Origin of the sequence: Neobacillus soli NBRC 102451 (assembly GCF_001591665.1) — a bacterium.
Taxonomy (GTDB): domain Bacteria; phylum Bacillota; class Bacilli; order Bacillales; family Cytobacillaceae; genus Neobacillus; species Neobacillus soli.
Genome location: NZ_BCVI01000010.1, coordinates 1 through 22,310, shown reverse-complemented (window position 1 = coordinate 22,310; position 22,310 = coordinate 1). Strand labels below are relative to the sequence as shown.

The window sequence follows — 22,310 nt, the reverse complement described above, 5'->3', positions numbered from 1 at the left end:
AAAGGCATCAGTCTTTATGAAGGGGAAGACGGCAACAAAGTCGTTATTAGAATGAAGTGGTGAGCATATGCTCGCAACTAGGGTGGTACCGCGAAATCTATTCGTCCCTACTGGAATTTTGCCAGTAGGGACTTTTTATTTTGATAAAAAATTTCATAGGATACAAGCATAGAAGGGAATACAGTAGTGCTTAGCATTTTGTCTACAGAGAGCTGATGGTCGGTGTGAATCAGTACAAATGTAAGCATGAATTACACTCCCGGAGTTTCTTTTTCGTAGTAAAGGCAGCAGCCTTTATGAAGGGGAAGACGGCATCATAGTCGTTATTAGAATGAAGTGGTGAGCATATGCTCACAACTAGGGTGGTACCGCGAAGTCTATTCGTCCCTACTGGTTCTTCCAGTAGGGATTTTTTTTATGGAAGGAGGAACAAAGATGAAATGCAGAATTCGTTTACCTTGTTAAAAGAATTCACAACAACATTGAAAAGATAGAAAGGATGTAATCTAGTATGAACGAACTATCAAAATCCACAAAACAGATTCCAGCACATTTGCGACAATTTGTCTCCGAGCAGCACTACGAAGAGTACACACCGATTGATCATGCGGTATGGCGATATGTGATGAGACAAAATCATCATGCCCTAAAGGATACGGCTCATCCGGCATATGTGGAAGGTCTCCGTGGATCAGGGATTGACACAGAGGCTATTCCAAATGTATCAGACATGAACGAGCATCTTTCAAAAATTGGCTGGGGTGCTGCAATTGTAGATGGATTAATTCCAGGTGTTGCCTTTTATGATTTTCAAGCGCATGGTATTTTGCCAATTGCCGTGGCTATTCGAAAAGTAGAAAACATCGAATATACACCGGCACCGGATATTATCCACGAATCCGTAGGTCATGCACCTATCCTATTTGATTCTAAATATGCTTCATACGTCAAACGATTTGGAGAAATTGGTTCAAAGGCATTTGCGACAAAAGCAAAACATGAAGTATTTGAAGCAGTAAGAAATCTTTCGATTGTCATGGAAGGTCGCCATTCCACACCTCAACAAATTGAAGAAGCAAAACGATTGCTAAGCGAAAGGAAAAAAGCGGTAAAAGGGATGTCAGAAGCAGATCAAATCTCGCGGATTTTCTGGTGGACAGTGGAGTACGGCTTAATAGGAACGTTGGAAAACCCGCAAATATACGGGGCCGGACTCTTATCTTCTGTAGGAGAAAGCAAGCATTGCCTGTCTGATAAGGTAGTAAAACTTCCTTTTTCTATTGAGTCTTGTATTCAGACAAGCTACGATGTAACCACGATGCAGCCGCAATTATTTGTTTGCGAGAGCTTTGATCAATTGACAGAGGCTATCGAAGAGTTTGCCAATTCAATGGCATTCCGGAAAGGTGGAACGGAGAGCTTAGATAAGGCGCTTCAATCAGGTAGTACGTCGACATTTGTCCTGAACTCCGGATTACAAATTACAGGAACGATCGAAAAGCTGTTTAAAGATTCAGATGGAGAAGCTATTTACGTGAAAACAGCAGGACCTACAGCTTTGGCTATTAATGATATGGAACTTTCTGGACATTCGAAAACTACTCATTACAGCGGCTTTGGCACTCCAATTGGTTTATTAGAAGGGGACATCTCTCTTGAAGAATGTACCGAGGAAGACCTTCAGACTTTAGGAATTGAAAAAGGTCGTAAATCGACTTTGGCTTTTAAGAGCGGCATTCAAGTAACGGGTAGGGTCTCTACTATAATCCGAAACAACAACAAACTAAATCTCATTTCCTTCGAAAGCTGCAAAGTCAGATTAGGAGATCAAATGTTATTTGAGGAAAAGTGGGGAACGTTCGACATGGCGGTAGGATCAGCCGTTACTTCCGCCTTTCCAGGCGCTGCTGATGCAGAAGGATTCTTCGGTGTAGAAGAAATACCTAAAATGGCTTCAACAGAACCAAGACTGTTAACAGAAATAGAAATTCTGTACCAAACAATCAGAGAAATCCGTGAAAAAGAGTCACTGGATGAAAATAGTATGGTGACTGTTCAAAACGTTCTTCAAGTGTTGAGAAGCACTTATCCAAAAGAATGGCTGCTTCGCTTGGAAATTCTGGAATTGTTCTGTGAGCATTGTGTGCAAACAATGGAAACAGAACAGGTCCATCAAGAATTGCTTCGTCTCAGCACAACAAGAGAACTTCAACGTCTTATCAAAAATGGATTATCGTTACTTCCGATTCAAAAGGAAAGTCAAAGATGTTAACAGCATTGACTCCTTTAGAACTTCAATTGGAAGGTAAAAAACTTCAAAACTGGAAGATAAAAAACGATAAATGGATCGAAAGGAAATATATGTTTAAAGATTACCTGCAAGGAATACAGTTTGTTTCAGAAATCGGCCAAATTGCTGAAGCAAACAAACATCATCCATTTATCAACGTTCAATATAAAGCTGTTATTGTCTCGCTCAGCTCCTGGGCTGCAAAAGGTGTAACAGCTTTAGATATTGATTTAGCAGTCGAATTCGAAAAAGCGTATGAACATGTAAATCATACTATTTCATCCATAAGGTGATTAGTATATCGAAAAAATGATTTTATGTACAGATGACTTAAAGAAGCAAGAGGATGTTTATCTTGCTTCTTTTTGATTTTCCGAGACTGTCACGACCGGATGAAAAGATTCAATACAGTTCTACTTGCCTGAATTGATTAACGGAATTTCAGGGAGTACGGAATTAATTCTTGCAGAAATGTGTCGTTTAAGTCCGAATTATTTAAAAAAGAAGTTGGTATACCGATCAACGGCATCGAGTAGACGAAGCAAAAAAGCTGCTAGCATTAACAAATTTTTCGATTGGAAACCAAGCTTTTTTTACGTATAATTCACGATTTTCGATCGACCCTTTTACAAAACGAAAATTCACGTACTTCTTTAAAATCGTTAGTCTGTCCCTTTTTACACTGGTGCCATAGTAATCATTGATATTATCAAGACCTAGTACTATAAAGGGCGATTGCGTTTATCTATTTTCCAATTCCTATTCGAAGCGCTCCAGTCCATACCCCGTGCAAAGGAAGTGTGCTTTTCTAAAGAATCCGCACCTAACCTCTCACCATACTTGGACAATTACATATGAATAAGTATGGCTATTTGATTATTACTCAGCGGAATAGGACGATTTCTAGAGCATTTCATTCCGAGTTAGAAATGTTTTACCCTTTTTGAGTGCTCAAAAATGTAGGAGGGATATATTGGATAATATTGTTATCGTACCATGGGAAGTGGATGAGCTTACGCATGAATTTTTTATTCCGGATTATATTAATATGCTGGCAGCTGAGGTTTTGAAACATTATAGTTTTCAAGTTAAGAGCATGCAGGTGGTGACAACGAAGCCCGACAAAGGTGGGTCTATATGGAAACTTGAAACGAATGCAGGCCCAAAAAGTTTAAAACTGTTACATCGAAGACCAACTAGAAGTATGTTTAGTCTTGGAGCTCAAAAATACTTGGTCGAAGTTAAGGGAGCAAGAGTTCCAGGAATCGTCCAAACAAAAAATGGACAAGAGTATATTGAGGCAGGCGGGAAATTATGGTTTGTTGCCGAGTGGATTGAACCATTGGCACCGGTAACAAAAGATTTGGAAGGAGCAAAACAGCTTTGTTATGCGCTTGGTGAATTCCACCAGTTAAGCAAGGGGTATATTCCACCAAGTCAAGCGGAAGTTGCTTCAAGATTGGCCAAATGGCCAAAAAGCTATGAAAAAGTCATCACGAAAATGGATTGGTTCCGAAACATTGCAAAAGCGTATAAAGAAATGCCGGCAAGCCAATCAATATTAAATGTGGTTGATAGTTTTCAAGAACAAGCGAGAAAAAGTCTAGCAGACCTTAAGCAATCGAGTTATTTGTCGTTGGTGGAAAAAGGAAATAGTAGTTGGGGGCTCGTACACCAGGACTATGGTTGGTCTAACGGCCAAATGGGACCGAACGGTATGTGGATTATTGATCTGGATGGTGTCGCCTACGACCTGCCAATTCGTGATTTAAGGAAACTAATTTCGGGTACGATGTCCGATTTATTTAATTGGGATGTGACATGGATACGAGAAATGATAAGGGCTTACCACGAGGCAAGTCCACTAACACCTGAACTTTATGAACTATTAATGATCGATTTCTCCCTTCCTAATGAATTTTATAAAAATATTAAAGAAGTCGTATATGAACCGGAGCTATTTTTAAATGAAACAACCACTCAATTAATTCAAACGATCGTCGACACGGATCAATCAAAATGGCCTGCGTTAAATGAAATTCAACATGATTGGAGGAAGTAGGGAAATATGAAGATATTAATGATTTGTACAGAAAAACTTCCTGTGCCTCCTGTTTTAGGAGGAGCCATACAAACGTATATATCCGGAACTCTCCCAATCTTAAGCAAATTTCATGATATTACAGTGATCGGGATTAGTCATCCGTCTCTCCCTGATAAAGAAATAAACAACGGCATTCAATATGTCCGTGTTCCAGGGATAGTATTGGAAATATATCGAGAAGCGGTCGTACGATTTGTTCAAAACAATTCATTTGATCTTATCCACATTTTTAATCGCCCCCGACTTGTCATGCCCATCCGTGGTGCAGCTCCAAACGCAAAAATTACCTTGAGCATGCACAATGATATGTTCAATATCGAAAAAATTGATCCAACAGAAGCAACGGCTGCCTTGAAGGAAGTTTCCAATATTGTAACTGTAAGTGATTATATAGGAAATGTCATCCGTACTCTTTATCCCGATTCTGTCCCTAATATTCGCACCATTTATTCAGGTGTAGATACCGAGCGTTTCCTACCTGGAAACCATCCAGAAATGCGCGAAATTCGAAATTCCATTCGAAAACAACACGGTTTAGAGAATAAAACCGTTCTATTATTTGCCGGAAGACTTTCGGTAAACAAAGGGGTAGATAGGTTAATTCGAGCATTACCCCAGCTTTCTACAAAATTTAAAGATTTAGCTTTAGTAGTTGTAGGAAGTAAATGGTTTAGTCAAGATGAAGTAACGGATTATGTCGCATACATTAAAGCATTGGCAAAAAAACAATCAATACCGGTTGTGGCAACGGGATTCGTTTCTCCAGGTGAAATTCAAAATTGGTTTGGAGCTGCGGATTTATTTGTGTGTACATCCCTTTGGCAAGAACCGCTGGCCCGCGTTCATTATGAAGCAATGGCAGCAGGACTTCCGATAGTTACAACTGCAAGGGGAGGAAACCCGGAAGTAATTATCCAAAATGAGAATGGACTGATTGTAGAAAATCCGGAAAATCCGAGTTGCTTTGCTGAAAAAATTGCAACCATTTTGTCGGATAAATCTCTGATGAAAATAATGGGGATTAGAGGAAGAGAACTGGCAGTTGCGAAATATGAATGGAATCGGGTAGCAAACGAGATTTTAGAAGTTTGGCAACAATCGATAGAAGCGCCGCTTACGAATATCCAACAAAATGATCCAGAATTTATAAATAACCCACAAAATGATTTAGAGCCTAAAAATGCCCAGCAAAATGATCTAGGGTATACGAATATCTTCCAAAATCAGACACTTGATCAGAAAGTGGAGCTCGAAAGCGAATTTTTTAGGCAAGAAAAGAACAATAAGAAAGATAAGAAGAACGATAAGAAAAACAAGAAGAACGATAAGAAAGACAAGGAGTACAATAAGAAAGACAAGAAGAATGATAATAAAGACAAGAAGAAATATAAGAAAGACCAGAAAGACAAGTAAAAGTAAAACGAATAGTATAATGAACAGGGACGGGGGACAGGCTCCTCGTCCCTATTACTTATAGATGGTAGATTCCCTTAGTCCCCAATAATTTGATTGGCATATGGCTGATCGTGGTCCCGGTTCGGGTTAGATAACGGCGGATGAGCGAGTAATCGGATGATTTACTCCACATTACCATCAATATAAGTACGGTTTGATATTTGGGGGAATAGAAAAATTCTGTTATTTTTTCATCTCCTATTTTAAATAAATTTTTATTACTGAAACGTTATCCACATTGACAAAATGGCTACCAAAGGTCAGTTACCTGACTTTTTGGACAGCCCCTCACTAAAGGAATGTGTATAATGTATCAATAACTATTGGCAGAGTTATTCTAAGGTAGGCTCTTCTCGTTGTTTAGCTCCATGAACCAATTTCACTTTTATATCTAGCTTAATGGAATCTTTCGTTAACGGAATTTTTCCATTATGTTCTGCTTGTTTCCAGGCATTTACGTTTTTTCTGTAAAGAACCTCTGATAGTCGATACACATCTGCGTCGAAGTTAAGTCCTTTTGAATACGTTTCCATAATTTGTTTTTTTATTTCCTTTTCTGAATCTGATGCTAAACTAGCAAGATTGACTTTTTTCACTAGGACAAGCATTACAGCTTTTGCTTTGATTTGCACATTAAAATGAATGTCCGAATTTTTTACGACTGGATGTACCTTTACTTTTGACTTTTCAATTACTAGATCAACCAATGGTCCTTCTTTACTTCTTACCTGTAGCACGTCTCGAACAAAATCTTTATTCATCCATCTAAAACCTAAGGAGTGATCGTTTGTTATTTTTCCCTTAAGAGCATCTTTTGTTGTAACAGCAATCCCCTCTGTTTTAATTGCTTCATGTCCTCCTCTATCTGTTACCCAGTTTTTTTTGGAAATGCTTATGAAAGGGATACTAGCCTCGTGTCCAGGCTCGTCCAGCGCGATAAGCAGTTCTCTCATATCGATCGGACGAATAAACGAACTTTGATGGAATGTGGCTTTAGGATCACTTAGCCTTGAGAGGGCAGTAGACATATCAAGAATGGGAGTAGTAACGAATACTTTTGAAAGTGGTTCCTTTGTTGCGTACATAAAAATACGATAGCGTGTCTCCCGATAGCGATCCAACATATCAATCGGTGCTTTGACCCCCACATGCTTTAGCGCATTTTCTGAGAAAACAACATAGGAAAGATGGCCCCAGAAAATCCGTCTTTGGGAACTTTTATAGAGGTTGAAAATTGCTTTATCAAACGTTTTTGCCGAGGCATGGCCGACTTCAACGTTTACTTGAGGTCCTCCGCCTCCGCTGGACTCAGATTTTGCCATCAATCGTAAATTTATTATTTGTAAATAAATGGTATAATGACCATCCTTAAAATCCACTCCCAACCCTTGAGCATATACCATTCGCTCAGATTCATTTGTATCCCAGCAGCCTGCTATTGGGATAACAGCCAGCACGATCAATGTAAGAAACAAGTGTTTTATCAGTTTTCTCCTCATTAGGATTCCCCTTCTTTTCGGGTAGGGTCATTAGGGTTTAGAGAGTTTGCTCTACTGACTTTTTTGGAATCGGGTAAACGAAAAACAGATTTTAAGATATTCATCATATCAAGACGGGTGGCTAAGCCTAAATAAGGAACCCCAAAAATCCGAATTTTAGCAATGTAAATAAGAATAATAAAGATTGAGATAAAAAAACCAAAAAAACCAAAAATAGAAACACAAAAGATGACAAAAAACCGGATTATAGAAACTGTTCCAATTAACCACTGGTTTACTAGTGTAAAGGTAGCAATAGTTGAGCCTGAAATGACAACAAGCATGGCAGGATTTGTTAAACCTGCTCTAATTGCCGCATCTCCGATAATAAGACCGCCTATTACACTGAGTGTTTGTCCGACTGCTGTTGGCAAGCGCAGTCCAGCTTCCCTAAATAATTCAAATATAAGCAGCATCAATAAGGCTTCGAGAGCAGTGGGTAGAGGAACTCCTCTTCTCGATTCTACAATGGTTGCTAAAAGCGTAAGCGGAAGCTGATTCTGATGGAAAGCAGAGAGGGCAACCCAGAAACCCGGAAGGAAAGTTGCTATTAGAATTCCGACAACCCGCATCAATCGCTCAAAGGAGGTAAATGCATAGTTCTGCTCCTTATCCTCGCTGCTCTTTAACAGAAAGAACAGGTTTACTGGTGTTATATAAGCATAAGCAATCCCATCGATTAAAATAATGATTCTGCCATTTAGGAGTGATTGAACGGCAAAGTCTGGTCGTCCCGTATAGGCATGACGTGGAAACAAACCGAATGGGTTTTTATCTATTAATTCTTCTAATTGTGTACCGCTAAAGAGCCCATCGATATCAATAGCAGACAACTTTTCTATGATTTTTTGTAAAATTTCTTTATCAGTAATATCGTCTATATATAGTACAGATACCTTTGTTCTGGTTCGCCTGCCAATTTCCAGCGATTTACTTGCAAGCGAGGTGGTTCTAAGTCGTTTTCGAATTAATGCGGTGTTGATTGAAATGTCTTCAATAAAATTGTCTCGTGGACCTAAGAGACTCACTTCTGTTTTTGTTTCTTCCGGGTTTCGCTGCGGCCGTTCCGAAATGTCAACTAGAAAAATGCTTCCCGGTATATCGAAGTCCAACAGCATTTTTCCGGAAAAAATCTCTGAAACTGCTTCATCTTCATTTTCTAGTAATTTAAGAGAAGGGAGGTGAAGAAAATCGAGAATCTTTTCCATGCTAGGTTCCGCATGTAATGGCGAAAAAAAAGCTTCAAGACGATCGGGAACCGTTTGATAAAGCATATCGTTTCTAACTAACCCTTTACAGTAAATCATCATCACCTTGTGCTGATTGAATTTAAAAGGTTCAAATTTAACATCTTCGTTTTTTTTGAATAACTCCCGAAGAGTTTGTTCGTTTAGATACTTTGATGCTGTTGAAATTTCCTTCTCATTAGGAGTTTTAGTTGTATTCTGAGTCTTTTTCTTAAACATCTTTGTTCGGCCTCCATACTTTTCTTTCAAAGATCGCTGCCAATAGACCGAGGAAAACTGATAGGCCTAAGAAGAACCAAAGTGTAAATGGTAAAATAAACGCAGATAACATTCGCAAGAATTGAAAATCACTGATCGGCAGTAATGATATAGCGATAATTGCAGCTAAAATAATTAACAGAAACCATTTTCGTTTTTGTTTAAATGGAAGGTACTCCCTTATTAGCAGTAAAAGTAATGAAATTCGGATAAATGCACCTGATAGCCATTGGTAGATGGATAAAAAGTCGACGTGTTCAATAAAATTCCCCAGAGAGGCCAGTCCCCATTCCTCGTATGGAGGAAATCGCTGTTTTGATGCTTCAACGGGTCCAAATTCAATCACAGCTCCCATCAGTGGGCCAACTGTTAATAATGTTAAGAAGATTGAAGCTATTATTAAATGGCCAACCCGAATAGGTGTTTCAGTTTTGTGTTGAAGGAACAGAAAGAATATTAATTCCACCATCCCTGAACATTGGTATACCGTCCCTTTTAAAACAGGGCGAAACCCATGTTCGAGAAAGGGCATAAGAAGTGAAAAATTTTTGTATTGAATATTGGTAAACGACACAAAAAAGCCGAGAAGGACAATAAAGAATAAAAGAAAAACATTAACGATACTCAAGGTACGCAGACACGTTCCTGCAAGCATCCAACAAACCAAAGCAAAACAAGCTGCCAACAAAAAAAAGGGGGTCCTCGGTAGGAAAGTAATATTGACCCAAGTAATTGTCTCCCTTAATGTCACTCCGGCAATAATGGTAAGATACAGGATAACAATGAAAAAAATAAAATTTCCTAGCCATTTTCCAGTATATTTTTGCATCCATTTATTCAAGTGCTGCTGCTTTGTTTTTTTATGAATAAAAATTAGAAGAGGAACCCAGAGAAGTACAAAAAAAAGTGAAACAATCACACTTAACCAAGAATCTCTTCCTGCGGTTTGTATCAAAGGTGAAATAATAATGACATGATTCTTTAAGCCAATCGCAGTCATAGATAATAGGATTAATTGAAATACGGTAATCGAATCTGACTTCTTTATAGCTATACCTCCCAAAAAGTATAATAATGGTAATATTATTTGTATTTCACTATTATTTATTCTTGTTATACTTTTTTAGAGGATTCTTGATTAGTGTACTTTTTCTTACGTCATTTTGGATTTGTTTAAATCAAGACTTGCTTACTCATTGAAATATCCAAAACAAAGGGCCATAGACAAATAATTGTCTATGGCCCTTTAATCTATTATACATCGACAAATCATTGTAGAAGAGGCTTCCTTTTGTTCCCAACATAGTCCAACTTATATATTATAAGTACAGTCCAGTGACATAGACTGCTGTGATTGTTTTTGCAATCTCTGTAACAGAACCGTGGTGTTCGTTGCGGATAATTTCCCATAGGTACATTTCATTCGTAAAAAACCAGCCTCGTGCAACAATCTCATGATTTAATTCTGCTCTGGCCAATCCATTTTGTTGTGCATTGGCAACGTCCATTGAAATTCGCTGAATAAATTTTTCCCGAATCGCTTTCCATTTATAATGGAGGCGTCGTTCATTACGCCGTAGCCAACATGCCTGGTGCGGTTCCAAGAACCTCTACCATTGCGCTAACGCTAACAAACGTTACCCTACCATATGCATTACAGATGGCAAACAAAGGTGTATATAAAGCAATCGCTGAAAACGAAGCATTAAAACTGGGAGTAAACGCAGCAAATGGTGAAATTACGTTTGAAGCAGTTGCTAAAGACCTTGGTTACGACTATGTAAGAGTCGAAAATGCTTTAGAAAAAGAATTGGTGGTTTAATAAAGACATATTTAAAAAATAATAATGCAATCACACAGTGCCCGCTCGGAGGTTTTATCGACCACAATTGGCACTCTGAGCTCTTTACAGTGTTCTATAATCCATTTTGAAGCAAGAGAACGAGTTTGCTTCTTTTTTATGAAAAATGAGTTTTGGTCACAGGTCTTTTCACAAAAAGCGAAAATTAATGTGCATGTAATTTAAGTATCTGTAAATACTCCGCACGGGGAGAGGTAATTTTTGTGCCGGTTCTCCCCCGACCTTTTGTGATGAAACCATGGATTTCGAGGGTATCAAATCGGCGTCGAACTTGTTGTGGGGAGAGATAATGACCATTTTCCCTGCTAGCCATTGAAATAAATTGACGACTGGTGGGCTTGCCATTATCATTACAGTCCTTGATGGCCTCTAACATAAATAGATATTCATCTATTTCTAATAAACTCGCAGGTATTGGATAGTCTTGTTCATTAGATAGGCTGCTTTTTTGAAAGCGGTCCTGCGGAATGTCCTTCCATTCGATTTTGTTCCCGTCACAGATCGTGAGCATATAGTCAATGGTACTTTTTAATTCACGAACATTGCCTAACCATTCCTGTTTTTGAAGCTGTTCTGGCAGGTCTTGTCCAACTTTTACCCATTTCCCGCTTTTGGTAATAAAGTGTTTTACTAATAAAGGGATGTCCGCTATTCGTGCTCGAAGTGGCGGAAGAGAAAGGGTAAGAACATTCAAACGGTAAAACAAATCAGACCGAAACGTGCCTTCTTGTGATTTCAGTTGAATATTTTTATTCGTTGCCGCGATGACCCGGACATACATTTATCGGAATTACTTTTCTCCCGCCGATTCGGCGCAATTCCTTTTCCTGAAGAACCCTTAATAAATGGGATTGGACGGTTAAACTAATATCGCCAATTTCATCTAAAAATATCGTTCCATTATCAACTAATTCAAATAATCCTTTTTTTCCACCTTTTTGTGCTCCTGTAAAAGTCCCCTCCTCGTACCCGAATAATTCACTTTCAAGCAAATTTTCCGTTAAAGCACTGTAGTTTATCGCGATAAAGGGGTCCGTTTTTTCTCATTGAATGAAGATGGATAGAATGTGCGAATAATTCTTTACCCGTACCCGTTTCCCCTTGAATTAAACTAGGATGCTGTGAAAGAGCAAGTTTTTTGGCAATTTGTTTACTTTCATTGAGTAAAGGGTGTTCACCAACAATATCATCAAAATCATAATTTGCGTAAAATCCCTTGTTTCTTAGTTCCCGCTGTGCCATTTTTTCGACTTCAAACGCCTGATTAATGCTTTTAAATGTCGCTACGATCGTATTTTCTGTTTCCATATGATGACGGAGAATAACAAGATCGACACCGTATATTGTAAAAAATTTACTTTCTTCATTACTACTAAGGATAAAATCGATAATTTCCTGTTGAACGATGACCTCATCTAATGGTTTATTAATGGCATCGATTACAGGAAAATGAAATAGAGCCTTTAAGCAACGGTTAAAAACGGTGACCTTCTGGTGTTGATTAATGGCTAAAATGCCGTCATCGCGAGTGTCCAACATTTTGAATATGTTGGTTCAACTGTTTTGCATTTTGTTCCGCAATTGATAGTTTCCGTTGTAAATCAATAATGTTACGAATACATTTCTGAAATTAATGACGAGACTTTTTCGCCCAAACAGAAATATTCGACTACTTTTAATATAGTTGCCATATCAAACAAGCGAACGCCAATGTCGATAACCCTTTTAATGGACGGAGGACAAAGATTGGGCTCACCGGGAGATATAGCGATATCAATATTTTTATAAAAACTCTGTTCCTTTTGGAGCGCAAGTATTAAAAAAGGTGCTACCTGAAGATTTAATAGATAATGAGGCAACAACAGCGGAGGCCCTTTGGTTTGATATGGAGGATGAGAAGAAAGGAACTGGGTTCCGATTTACTTTTAGAAAAACAGATAAAACAGAAGGTTTTGGGGAAGAATTGATAAGGTCGGATCTTACTCTGCCTTAAATGTTCAGATGGATGTTTAACCAATTTCGATTAAAATTTCCATAGATAAATAGCATACTAGGACTCTAATCATGGATTAGGATCTTTTTTTAAAACGCTGTTTTCGCATAGATTGTTGCTTTCTTTACCAGGGGACCAAGGGGACGGTTGCTGTGGATGATAATAACTTCATCAAAAGCCATGAGAACCGTCCGAGACTGCTGATAAAGTAATTACTTTAAGAGAATAACCTGTTTTTTATCCGTATATAGTAAAAACAAAATACTGATTATCTATATATAGTAGTCAGTTTGTATCTATTCCACATAAAAAGGACTTTATCACTGGTCCCGAACCGTCCCTGTGGAGTCCCTGTGGAGTCTTTGCTTCAAAAATATACAGTTGCAACAAGGGTTTCACGCCTCTTTCATTGAATATGTGTGTAAGGATATTTTTTAAAATCAACAAAAACCCTTGCACTTTAAGGTCTGGGTTATTTATTTGCAAATAATTTTTATTGAACGATATTAGCAGTTTAAAAAGTGAAAAATCTTAGCGAGAGGTGGATATTATTGAAGGCAGATGCTGTTTTTGAAGGTGGCGGGGTCAGGGGAATTGCCTTTATTGGAGCGGTTCAAGCCATGGAAGAGGAAAAAGTAGAATGGCAAAGACTGGCTGGAACATCAGCGGGAGCCGTAATAGCTGCTCTTTTGGCAAGTGGCTATAAAAGCTATGAAATTAGAGACCGGATGAGCAATATCAATTTCTCAAAGCTTCGAGGCAGGACGATTCTGAATCGAATACCCATTTTCGGAATCCTTTTAGAACTTATGATTCATCTTGGAATTTATAAAAACGATTTTTTGGAAACATGGATGGATTCACTTCTTTCAGAAAAAGGCATTAAGACATTTGCAGATCTTCCAGATGGAAAGCTGAAGATTATTGCTTCTGATGTTTCGAATGGCCAAATGCTAATTTTGCCAGATGATTTGGAACGCTATGGGATGACCCCTGCTGATTTGAAAGTTTCAACTGCCGTTATGATGAGTGCCTCTTTACCATTTTTCTTCCGTCCGGTTATTTGGAAATCAAAGGACCACAACAAATCCTATATTTTAGATGGCGGACTACTTAGCAATTTTCCAATATGGATATTTGATACAGACAACCCTCGTTTTCCAACCTTTGGCTTCCATTTTGTGAAAGAGGAAGTGAATATAGATGCGGTTATACCCACGCCAATCCACCTTTTCAAAAATATATTTAAAACGATGCTTCAAGCCCATGATTTACGATATATGAACGAAGAAACGATTGAACGCACGATTCAAATTCCGACTGGCCACATTAACGCAACTGATTTTGTACTAAACGAGGATGAAACTGATTTTCTCTATAAATCAGGCTATACTTCTGCAAAAGAATTTTTGTCGAATTGGGATTTTGGACAATATAAAGAAAAACGAATGCAACGAGTAAAGAATAAGAGGTGCAAGAATGAAACAAGATGAGCCGCTACAATGGCTCATCTTGTTTTTAATGTTTAGATAAAGTCCGATTACATGACCTTGAGCCACGTATTGCCGCCAGGAAGCCTGTTCCATCAATGAGGTTGGAAAAACCGTAAACGAGGTTTACAATCTATTCATATACTTTACTCTTTTTTAACAAGGCTGTTACCTGATTAACATACAGTTTTGGTAGAGTACTAACAGATAGACCTGTCCTAAACTAAACAAAAACTGCTACCATAGAAAGGTGAATCAGGAATGAGAAAAAGAAACAGCCTTGGTCCAAAGCGTATACTATCGACCTCACTTGCGTTAACGCTACTGTCAGCACCACTCTTTTCATCGCAAGCAAACGCAGCAGGCAATCAAAAGCAAAATAATAACCCTGGCGCGGAAAACGTTCGTTCTGATAAACAAGACAAAGCTTTGAAAGACCTTGTAAACTTACGACTCATGGAAACGACAGATATCCATACAAACCTACTACCCTATGATTATTATAAGGATGCTCCATATGAGAAGGTTGGGCTAGCGAAAACAGCTACTCTAGTAAAACAAGCTCGAAAAGAAGTAAAGAATAGTGTTTTAGTAGACAACGGGGACTTAATCCAAGGCACTCCGCTTGGCACATATAAGGCGAAAATAGACCCATTGAAAAAGGGAGAAGACCATCCTGCCATTAAGGCGATGAACCAAATGGGTTACGATATGGCTACACTTGGGAACCACGAATTCAATTATGGACTAGATTTCCTAGATGAAACCTATGATGATGCAAACTTCCCGGTGATAAATGCTAACGTGTATATTGATGACCATGATGATAATCCAAATAATGATAAAAATAAATTCACACCCTACCGAATTGTTAAGAAAAATGTCATCGATGAGAGCGGGAAGAAGCATAATATTAAAATTGGTTATATTGGATTCGCCCCTCCGCAAATTACCGAGTGGGATCAAGCCCACCTTGAAGGTAAGGTGATCGCCAAAGATATTGAGGAAACCGCAAAGAAATTCATCCCTGAGATGAGACAAAAGGGAGCAGATTTAATCATTGCAATGACTCATTCCGGTTTCAGCGGTGATAAGGCCAACACGGAAGATGTAACCTATTCTTTAAGTGAAGTCCCTGGAATTGACGCGATCACATTTTCGCATACACATAAGCTGTTCCCTGCTAAATCGGAGGCAGCTCTTGATGGATTATTTTTAGGCGCAGATAAAAAGCCATTACCAGGAGTGGATAATGCCAAAGGAACGATAAATGGTGTGCCAGCTGTACAAGCAGGCTATGGCGGCGGCTCTTTAGGCCTAATTGATTTGCAGATTAAAAAGGAAACAGGGAAATGGTCCGTAGTGAACTCTCAATCGTCTACCCGTGAGACCTATAAGGACGTTAAAGATTCTGTTACTGGTCAGACAAAAACAGTGAGCACGGTAGAACCTGATAAAACCATTTCAAAGCTTTTACAAGCTGATCATGATGCCACGATCAACTATGTGAATACCCCAATTGGTAAAACAACGGACGATATTCACAGTTATTTTTCATTAGTTCAGGATGATCCATCAATTCAAGTCGTAACGAATGCCCAAAAATGGTACGTTGAAAAATACATTGCCCAAAGTAAACCGGAGTTTAAAGATTTACCGATTCTTTCGGTTGGTGCGCCTTTCAAGGCTGGCCGCAATGGAGTAGACGAATATACCGATATTAAAAAAGGTGATTTAACGATCCGCAGTGCGGGTGATTTATATCTGTATGACAACACGTTAAAAGCCATTAAGGTGAAAGGTTCAGTCGTGAAGGAATGGATTGAAATGACGGCAGGCAAGTTCAATCAAATTGATCCGGCAAAAACGGAAGAACAAGCACTGTTAAATCCAGCCTTCCCTGTCTTTAACTTTGATGTTATTGACGGCGTGAACTATCAAATCGATGTGACGAAACCTGCAAAATACGATTCAACTGGAAAATTGATCAATCCAGATTCAAGCCGTGTCATCAATCTTACTTACAAAGGTCAACCAGTCGATCTTAATCAGGACTTTATTGTTGTGACCAACAACTACCGTGCCGGCGGCGGTGGGAACTTCCCAGGTGTTAAAGGCAGCGACCTAGTGGTTGACTCCGCTGATGAAAACCGTCAAATTTTAATGGACTATATTTCGGAGACAAAAGAGATCGTTCCTACTGCTGATAACAATTGGTCGATTGCCCCAATTGAAGGCGATGTAAATGTTACATTTACGACATCTCCAAAAGCAGAAGCTTATATTAAGCAAGACAGCAATATCACTTATACAAATCAAACAGATGATCAAGGCTTTGGAATCTTTAAGTTAAATTTAAGTCCAATAAAAGTCCAATTACTAGGCTTAAACGATTTACATGGCCAGCTTGATACGGATACGAAGGTTGGAACGGAATTGGCCGGTAATATGAAGTACACAGCGGCCGCGATGAAACAACGGAAAGCAACAAACCCGAACACACTTTTAGTTCATGCAGGGGATATGATCGGCGGAAGCCCGCTTATTTCCGCTCTTTTCCAGGATGAACCGACTGTAGAAGTCATGAATGCCATGAAGTTTGATGTTGGGACACTTGGTAACCATGAATTTGATGAAGGAATGGATGAATTGCAGCGGATGATTCATGGCGGCGACCATCCAAAAGGAAATCCTGGTTATAAGGGAATGGACTTCCCTGTTGTAGCAGCAAATGTTTTTGATAAATCAACAGGTAAATTAATTACGGAACCGTATGCTATTAAAGAAATCGGCGGCAAGAAAATGGGATTCATCGGTGTCGTAACGCAAGAAACGCCAAGCATGATCGTGTCTAAAGGGAATGAAAATCTGCAAATTACCGATGAAGCAGAAGCCATCAACAAATACACGGCTGAATTAAAGAATCAAGGCATTGAAGCGATTGTGGTTCTTGCCCATAACCCAACCACACAGACAGGTGACAGTGCTACATTTGATGCTTCAAAAATTGCTGAGCAAGTAGATGATGAGGTAGATGTCATTTTCGCTGCTCACAACCATGTTGGTGTGAATAAAGTAGTAGATAACAAGTTGATTGTTCAGGCATACTCTTACGGCTCCGCTTTTTCTGATGTGGATGTAACGCTTGACCCAGTAACTGGGGACATTGTTGATAAGCAAGCAGAGATTGTAACGGTACTCCAAAAAGATTACACGCCAGATCCAGAAGTAACAGCGATCATGAAGAAGTATGAAGATAAAATCGCACCGATAAAAGCCCAAGAAGTTGGGGAGTCTAAAACCACTTTAGATAAAGGATACCCTAGCGCGGCAACAGGTGATTTTGCACTAGGCAACTTGATTGCAGATGGTATGAAAGCCGAAATGAATGCTGATTTTGCCTTAATGAATGGCGGCGGTGTCCGGGCCAATCTTAATGCAGGTACTGTCACGTTCGGAGACCTTTTCTCCATTCAGCCTTTCGGTAATGTGTTAAATAAAGTGAAGCTTAGCGGTGCAGATTTGAAAATGGTGTTAAATAACCAAATTTCAGAGATTACTGCAACAAACGGAACCAAATCATATAATCTCGACTTTCATGTGGCTGGTTTTAAATACACATGGGATGGAAATACAGGCAAAGTCGTAGATATCTTCTTGTCAGATGGCCAGAGGATTGATAAGAATAAAGAATACACTGTTGTTGTAAACAACTATATGTATGGAAATGCTAAATACGGTATTAATGATCTTGCAACTGATTTAGAGGTTGGTCCTGAAGATTTACAGGGTACATTAAACTTTGTCAAAACACTTCCGAAACCATTCGAATATAAAGCAGAAGAACGCATTAAACAATTAGTCCCATTAGCTATAGCACAATAACTTTATTACATGAAAAAACGGCTTGATTTAGAATCCTAAATCAAGCCGTTTTTTATTAATGAGGATTTTTGAAGCTTTTTATTGTTTTTCCATCTCAACGATTAACACATGTGATGTTTCATTTGCGTGCAGTGTGATATCTTCTTCGGGACATTGGGGTCAGTCCCTCACGCAATTAATAAACAATAAAAGAGGAACCCAGAGAAGTACAAAAAAAGTGAAACAATCACACTTAACCAAGAATCTCTTCCTGCGGTTTGTATCAAAGGTGAAATAATAATGACATGATTCTTTAAGCCAATCGCAGTCATAGATAATAGGATTAATTGAAATACGGTAATCGAATCTGACTTCTTTATAGCCATACATCCTAAAAAGTATAATAATGGTAATATTATTTGTATTTCACTAATATTTATCCTTGTTATATTTTTTTAGAGGATTCTTGAGTATATCTCACTGCTTTGTTGGTTTTGTTGCATAGTTAGATACAACAAGTACTATTGGTTCTGAGCTTTTTCATACTCTACCTTCCATTTTGGAACAAAAGAAAATAGTGGAGGGACGGTGGAGTCAGGCAGAAAGCCTGACTTTTCCGATTCTTAAAGGGAGAATGGAAGGGCTGGCGAGTAAAATGGGGAATATGACGAGTTAATAGAACAAACTGACGAGTAAATCCACCATTTTGAGAGTAAATTATTCAAAATGACGTTATGTGTTTATAGGTAAAACAATAACAGCACCATGTAAATTTTTCACATGGTGCCTGACACCCTATAATGTTTTATAAAACAAGGGAACTCCTACTCTTCAAGTTGGAAAGCATGGCTGAAATGGATTTTTCCATTCTCATCCCGGATTTCCACTGTAGCTTGCTTATTTGCCGGATCTACCTGGAACACACCGAAGTTGAAAAAATCACCTTCCGCATACATGCTCTCTGGGCCAAAGGTGGGATCCAATGTACCAGGATTTATTTTTACTGCCCCAATCGGACCGCTGATCAGCTCATGATAATCGGTTTTGCCGTCTTGATTGGCATCATATTTGATGACTTGGGCAAAATGGACATCGGTCGTGACGAAAAATACGTTCTTAATTCCTTTTTCCACGATAAAATCAGAGATTTTTTTGAACTCGTTCTCATACCCGGTCGGATCATTTGGGTTAACTTGATTTCCATTTGCCCATCCATCCCTGGCATTTGCTTTTCCGGTTGGAACAGAGATTGGGACAGAAGTAGCTACAAGTTTAACCTTAGCATCTGACTCGAGAAGCTGCTGCTCAAGCCATTTCAACTGTTCTTCGCCGAGCATTGTTTTATCCGGACCATCCGCTTTGGTGTTCGAATCACGGTAACCGCGGTTGTTAAGTATCATCATATCAACGGTATTACCCCAAGAATATTTGTTGTAAAGCTTGTCCGCTGAACTGCGTTCCCCCGAAATTGGCCAATAATCTTTGAATGCACGTAAACCGGTCGGAGTTAACGATTCAGATGGGCCTGAAAAGTCATTGGTTACTTCATGGTCATCCCAGATAGAAAAGGTAGCAGTTTTTTGTAAAAGACTGCGTAATCCCGGATCTGTTCGGTTCTCCTTATATTTCGCCCAAAAATCCTGTACAGTTTCGGATGGAGGATTAGGTACAGCCGGTGTCTTATTATCAGCATAAATGGTATCTCCGCTGAACAGGAAGAAGTCCGGATTTAAGGCTGACATTGCCTGAAAAGTTTTATATGGTGGAATCTCTCCCTGACCGCCAGTATCTCCGCCCCAAACCATTGTCATTGGTTTTAGACTGTTTTGTTCTGGTGCTGTTTTGAATGAACCGTTCACGGTATATTTGCTTGAAACAGTATGTGCGCGATAATAATAGGTAGTATCAGGCTTTAATCCGTTGACAGGTACGTTTACTGTAAAATCATGCAATGCATCTGCATGACTGGTTTTGACGATGGCACGGTGTTTAAAGCTGGGGTCCGAAGAAACCTCAAATTGAATATTGGCAGGTCCGTTTGCACGTGCCCATAGTACGGCTGAAGAATCGGTTACATCCCCGCTCGCTACACCATGTGAAATAAACGGCTTATTCAGTAAATCCGCTAACAGGTCAGGGTTATTCGTGAATTCTCCATCAACACCAAGTGAAAGAAGTGCTGCCAAATCGTCCTGTGAATTGACCGTCCATGGATGGACAAGAAGTTGATTCTGATGTGCGGCATCCATAAATGTTGGGACAACAAGTTCTTTACTAGGGCCTACTCCGGCTGCGTAGTCAGAGATGCGCTTGAATTCCTGATAGACAACCTTCCCTTTCAGCATAGCGGCCGTGTAAAGTTGAATCAGCTTTACGTTTGGCGCCATGGTTTTCAATTTGCGAAGGCTTTCCTCACTGAATGATTCGAGAATAAGATGCTTGTCATTCAACACATTCGTTTTTTTCAGGATATCAATCAATTTTTCTTCCATTCCAGGGTAGACATTGGGTGCTTTTGTTTCCATATAAAGGCCAACTTTTCCATTTCCTTTTTGTTTAACAAATTTAATCGCTTCCTCTAGTGTTGGTACGGGCTGTCCGACATATTCTTTTTTCGCCAGGTTCGGAAATTTTGCATTAAACCATGAACCTGCATCGAGACGTTTAATTTCATCCAGTGTAAAATCTTTCACACGCCATGGTGCCCGATCTGGATATAGTTCCATTGCATTTGTCGTTCTTTCAAGCGTTTCATCGTGCAAGGCAATCAAGTGGCCATCCTTCGTCATTTGTAGATCGAATTCCACATAATCTGCTTTCATTTGCATTGCCTGCTTATAGGCTGTCAGAGTATGCTCCGGGCCGTATGCAGATGCACCGCGATGGGCAATGACTGCAACATCAGACGTAATTGGACGTAAGCTAGATTGTCCATTGTCAGTAATTATCCCCTTTTCCGGGGCAGCTAAAACGGCCCAAGGAACAGCAGAAGTTACAGTAAGAGATAGACAAGCAAGACCAGCAATCAAACTTTTTTTCATTTTCAATCATCTCCTATATGGTTTGTGTCTGTCACAAATAAAGTTATAGGAGAATTGTAAAGATAGATTTAATAGAATATTAATATTTGGTAAAAACAGAAAAAATAGTAAATTATTATTATAAATTAATAGGCTGATAGGAGTATTTGCGTGATAAATTGCCTACTCACAATGAAGCGAAGGACGGTTCTTTTGCTTTTGGGAGATTTTAGAAGTAAGAAAACCACCCACCCCTCTGTTTTCTTTGAAAAAAGGAGACATTGGGGTCAGTCCCCCACGCAAATTAAAGAGTTAATGGGGCGGAGGGGGGGGGCTGAACCCATTATCTTAGGAAATTCGCTGGCTGTAAATGGGAGACACGATCTTGTAATGATGTACATCAAGTCATTAAAAGATATTTGTGTATTTATTGAAAGTGGTGCAAAGATTATGATTGATAACGGATGGATGGAAACAGATGGCAGTTTCACAAAAGAAATGTTAGCAGATACAAAAAAATCTGGAATGATTATTGATGACAAATTATTCAAACGTTTGAAGATGAAACAGGACAATCTTTGGAAAGGGGTACCTACGGTACCGGACTATCAGGAAATTTCGGATCATCACGAAGCCAAAGAAGTTATGAAAAACTATTTAGAAACAGTCATTGATCATGTAGAGGAGAAGACATCCGTTAAAAAACAAAGAACGGGTGAAACCATTCAAAAAGCAAAAGAAATATTAGATGACCCTAAGTTTATTAATCAAAAAGGAATACGCTCAATTATAGATGAAGATGCAAGAGTCGGACGCAAAAGTAAAACACAGGATTTTTTTGGCTACAAAACAGAATTTGTCATGAGACAGACGAACCGTATTATTACTTCCGTTAGAACAGCGAATGGTTCCTACTGCTTGCTGAAACCGAATCCATGGCATCAGCTAATGACTTCCATAAAATTGTCTTAACCATTCATTAAACTGGATGACCCGATAGATGGAAAGGATATTATGGTAATTGGAAAGCGAAAGCCATACTTAAATTCATCTAAAGATATTGATAAGCTACAAAAGTATGAAGAACAGTTTAAAGCGTTTCAAAAGAAATACGAAATAAGTTCAAATCTCCCTTATTAAACTCCCATAAAAATAAATTTTTTCAAGGATTGAAAAATGACAATACTAAA

The 22,310-nt window shown here is 38.9% G+C and carries 13 protein-coding genes, 4 pseudogenes and 1 other annotated feature; of the genes and pseudogenes, 9 read left to right on the top strand and 8 right to left on the bottom strand.

Translation table 11 applies throughout. From position 1 onward, the window contains the following. The first annotated feature begins 160 nt into the window (after window positions 1-160). Window positions 161-392: a binding site (T-box leader), on the top strand. Between the two features lie 119 nt (window positions 393-511). From BSO02S_RS04535 to BSO02S_RS04520, 4 genes are all read left to right on the top strand, one after another. Continuing rightward, window positions 512-2,272, top strand: a complete 1,761-nt coding sequence (locus BSO02S_RS04535) for an aromatic amino acid hydroxylase (protein ID WP_066063171.1) — start codon at window positions 512-514, stop codon at window positions 2,270-2,272. Then, window positions 2,266-2,583, top strand: coding sequence for a 4a-hydroxytetrahydrobiopterin dehydratase (locus BSO02S_RS04530; protein WP_066063168.1), 318 nt, complete (start codon window positions 2,266-2,268; stop codon window positions 2,581-2,583). The genes BSO02S_RS04535 and BSO02S_RS04530 overlap by 7 nt, the downstream gene beginning before the upstream one ends. Window positions 2,584-3,263: 680 nt before the next feature. Next, the gene (locus BSO02S_RS04525) at window positions 3,264-4,352 is read left to right on the top strand and encodes a CotS family spore coat protein (protein ID WP_066063165.1); all 1,089 of its coding nucleotides are present in this window, start codon (window positions 3,264-3,266) and stop codon (window positions 4,350-4,352) included. A gap of 6 nt (window positions 4,353-4,358) precedes the next feature. Then, window positions 4,359-5,807, top strand: coding sequence for a glycosyltransferase family 4 protein (locus BSO02S_RS04520; protein WP_066063162.1), 1,449 nt, complete (start codon window positions 4,359-4,361; stop codon window positions 5,805-5,807). Between the two features lie 374 nt (window positions 5,808-6,181). On the opposite strand, the gene BSO02S_RS04515 is transcribed toward BSO02S_RS04520, so the two are convergent. The 4 genes and pseudogenes from BSO02S_RS04515 to BSO02S_RS04500 all read right to left on the bottom strand — a co-directional run. Beyond that, a complete protein-coding gene (locus BSO02S_RS04515; RefSeq protein WP_066063158.1) occupies window positions 6,182-7,348 on the bottom strand; it encodes a Ger(x)C family spore germination protein in 1,167 nt (388 codons plus the stop codon). Beyond that, window positions 7,348-8,853, bottom strand: coding sequence for a spore germination protein (locus BSO02S_RS04510; protein WP_066063155.1), 1,506 nt, complete (start codon window positions 8,851-8,853; stop codon window positions 7,348-7,350). The genes BSO02S_RS04515 and BSO02S_RS04510 overlap by 1 nt, the downstream gene beginning before the upstream one ends. Further along, on the bottom strand, window positions 8,846-9,955 hold the full coding sequence (locus BSO02S_RS04505) for a GerAB/ArcD/ProY family transporter (protein ID WP_244906727.1): 1,110 nt from the start codon (window positions 9,953-9,955) through the stop codon (window positions 8,846-8,848). The genes BSO02S_RS04510 and BSO02S_RS04505 overlap by 8 nt, the downstream gene beginning before the upstream one ends. 256 nt (window positions 9,956-10,211) lie before the next feature. After that, a pseudogene (locus BSO02S_RS04500) lies at window positions 10,212-10,442 on the bottom strand (TetR/AcrR family transcriptional regulator); the annotation flags it as partial. An 8-nt stretch (window positions 10,443-10,450) separates the two neighbouring features. Here BSO02S_RS04500 and BSO02S_RS26120 point away from each other — a divergent pair. Beyond that, window positions 10,451-10,714, top strand: a pseudogene (locus tag BSO02S_RS26120) (alanine dehydrogenase); the annotation flags it as partial. 184 nt (window positions 10,715-10,898) lie between these two features. On the opposite strand, the gene BSO02S_RS28225 reads toward BSO02S_RS26120, so the two are convergent. Genes BSO02S_RS28225 through BSO02S_RS28215 form a run of 3 tightly spaced genes read right to left on the bottom strand, consistent with a single transcriptional unit; the run spans window position 10,899 to window position 12,292 of the window. After that, window positions 10,899-11,534 (bottom strand): AAA-type ATPase lid domain-containing protein, encoded by a 636-nt coding sequence (locus BSO02S_RS28225; protein ID WP_066063152.1) that lies wholly within the window; start codon window positions 11,532-11,534, stop codon window positions 10,899-10,901. Beyond that, a complete protein-coding gene (locus BSO02S_RS28220; protein WP_066063150.1) occupies window positions 11,503-11,745 on the bottom strand; it encodes a sigma 54-interacting transcriptional regulator in 243 nt (80 codons plus the stop codon). The genes BSO02S_RS28225 and BSO02S_RS28220 overlap by 32 nt, the downstream gene beginning before the upstream one ends. Then, window positions 11,738-12,292, bottom strand: coding sequence for a sigma 54-interacting transcriptional regulator (locus tag BSO02S_RS28215; protein ID WP_066063146.1), 555 nt, complete (start codon window positions 12,290-12,292; stop codon window positions 11,738-11,740). The genes BSO02S_RS28220 and BSO02S_RS28215 overlap by 8 nt, the downstream gene beginning before the upstream one ends. 1,005 nt (window positions 12,293-13,297) lie before the next feature. Here BSO02S_RS28215 and BSO02S_RS04480 point away from each other — a divergent pair. After that, window positions 13,298-14,239 (top strand): patatin-like phospholipase family protein, encoded by a 942-nt coding sequence (locus BSO02S_RS04480; protein WP_066063142.1) that lies wholly within the window; start codon window positions 13,298-13,300, stop codon window positions 14,237-14,239. A 258-nt stretch (window positions 14,240-14,497) separates the two neighbouring features. Beyond that, the gene (locus tag BSO02S_RS04475) at window positions 14,498-18,121 is read left to right on the top strand and encodes a bifunctional 2',3'-cyclic-nucleotide 2'-phosphodiesterase/3'-nucleotidase (protein ID WP_066063139.1); all 3,624 of its coding nucleotides are present in this window, start codon (window positions 14,498-14,500) and stop codon (window positions 18,119-18,121) included. A gap of 803 nt (window positions 18,122-18,924) precedes the next feature. On the opposite strand, the gene BSO02S_RS04470 is transcribed toward BSO02S_RS04475, so the two are convergent. Then, window positions 18,925-21,141 carry a glycerophosphodiester phosphodiesterase family protein gene (locus BSO02S_RS04470; RefSeq protein ID WP_066063136.1) on the bottom strand — a complete coding sequence of 739 codons (2,217 nt, stop codon included), beginning with the start codon at window positions 21,139-21,141 and terminating at the stop codon, window positions 18,925-18,927. 518 nt (window positions 21,142-21,659) lie between these two features. Between BSO02S_RS04470 and BSO02S_RS27845 the strand changes: the two are divergent. Both BSO02S_RS27845 and BSO02S_RS27840 read left to right on the top strand, forming a co-directional pair. After that, window positions 21,660-22,035 (top strand): annotated as a pseudogene (locus BSO02S_RS27845) (IS5/IS1182 family transposase); the annotation flags it as partial. Window positions 22,036-22,092: 57 nt separating this feature from the next. Next, window positions 22,093-22,260: pseudogene (locus BSO02S_RS27840) on the top strand (leucine-rich repeat domain-containing protein); the annotation flags it as partial. Between the last annotated feature and the right edge of the window lie 50 nt (window positions 22,261-22,310).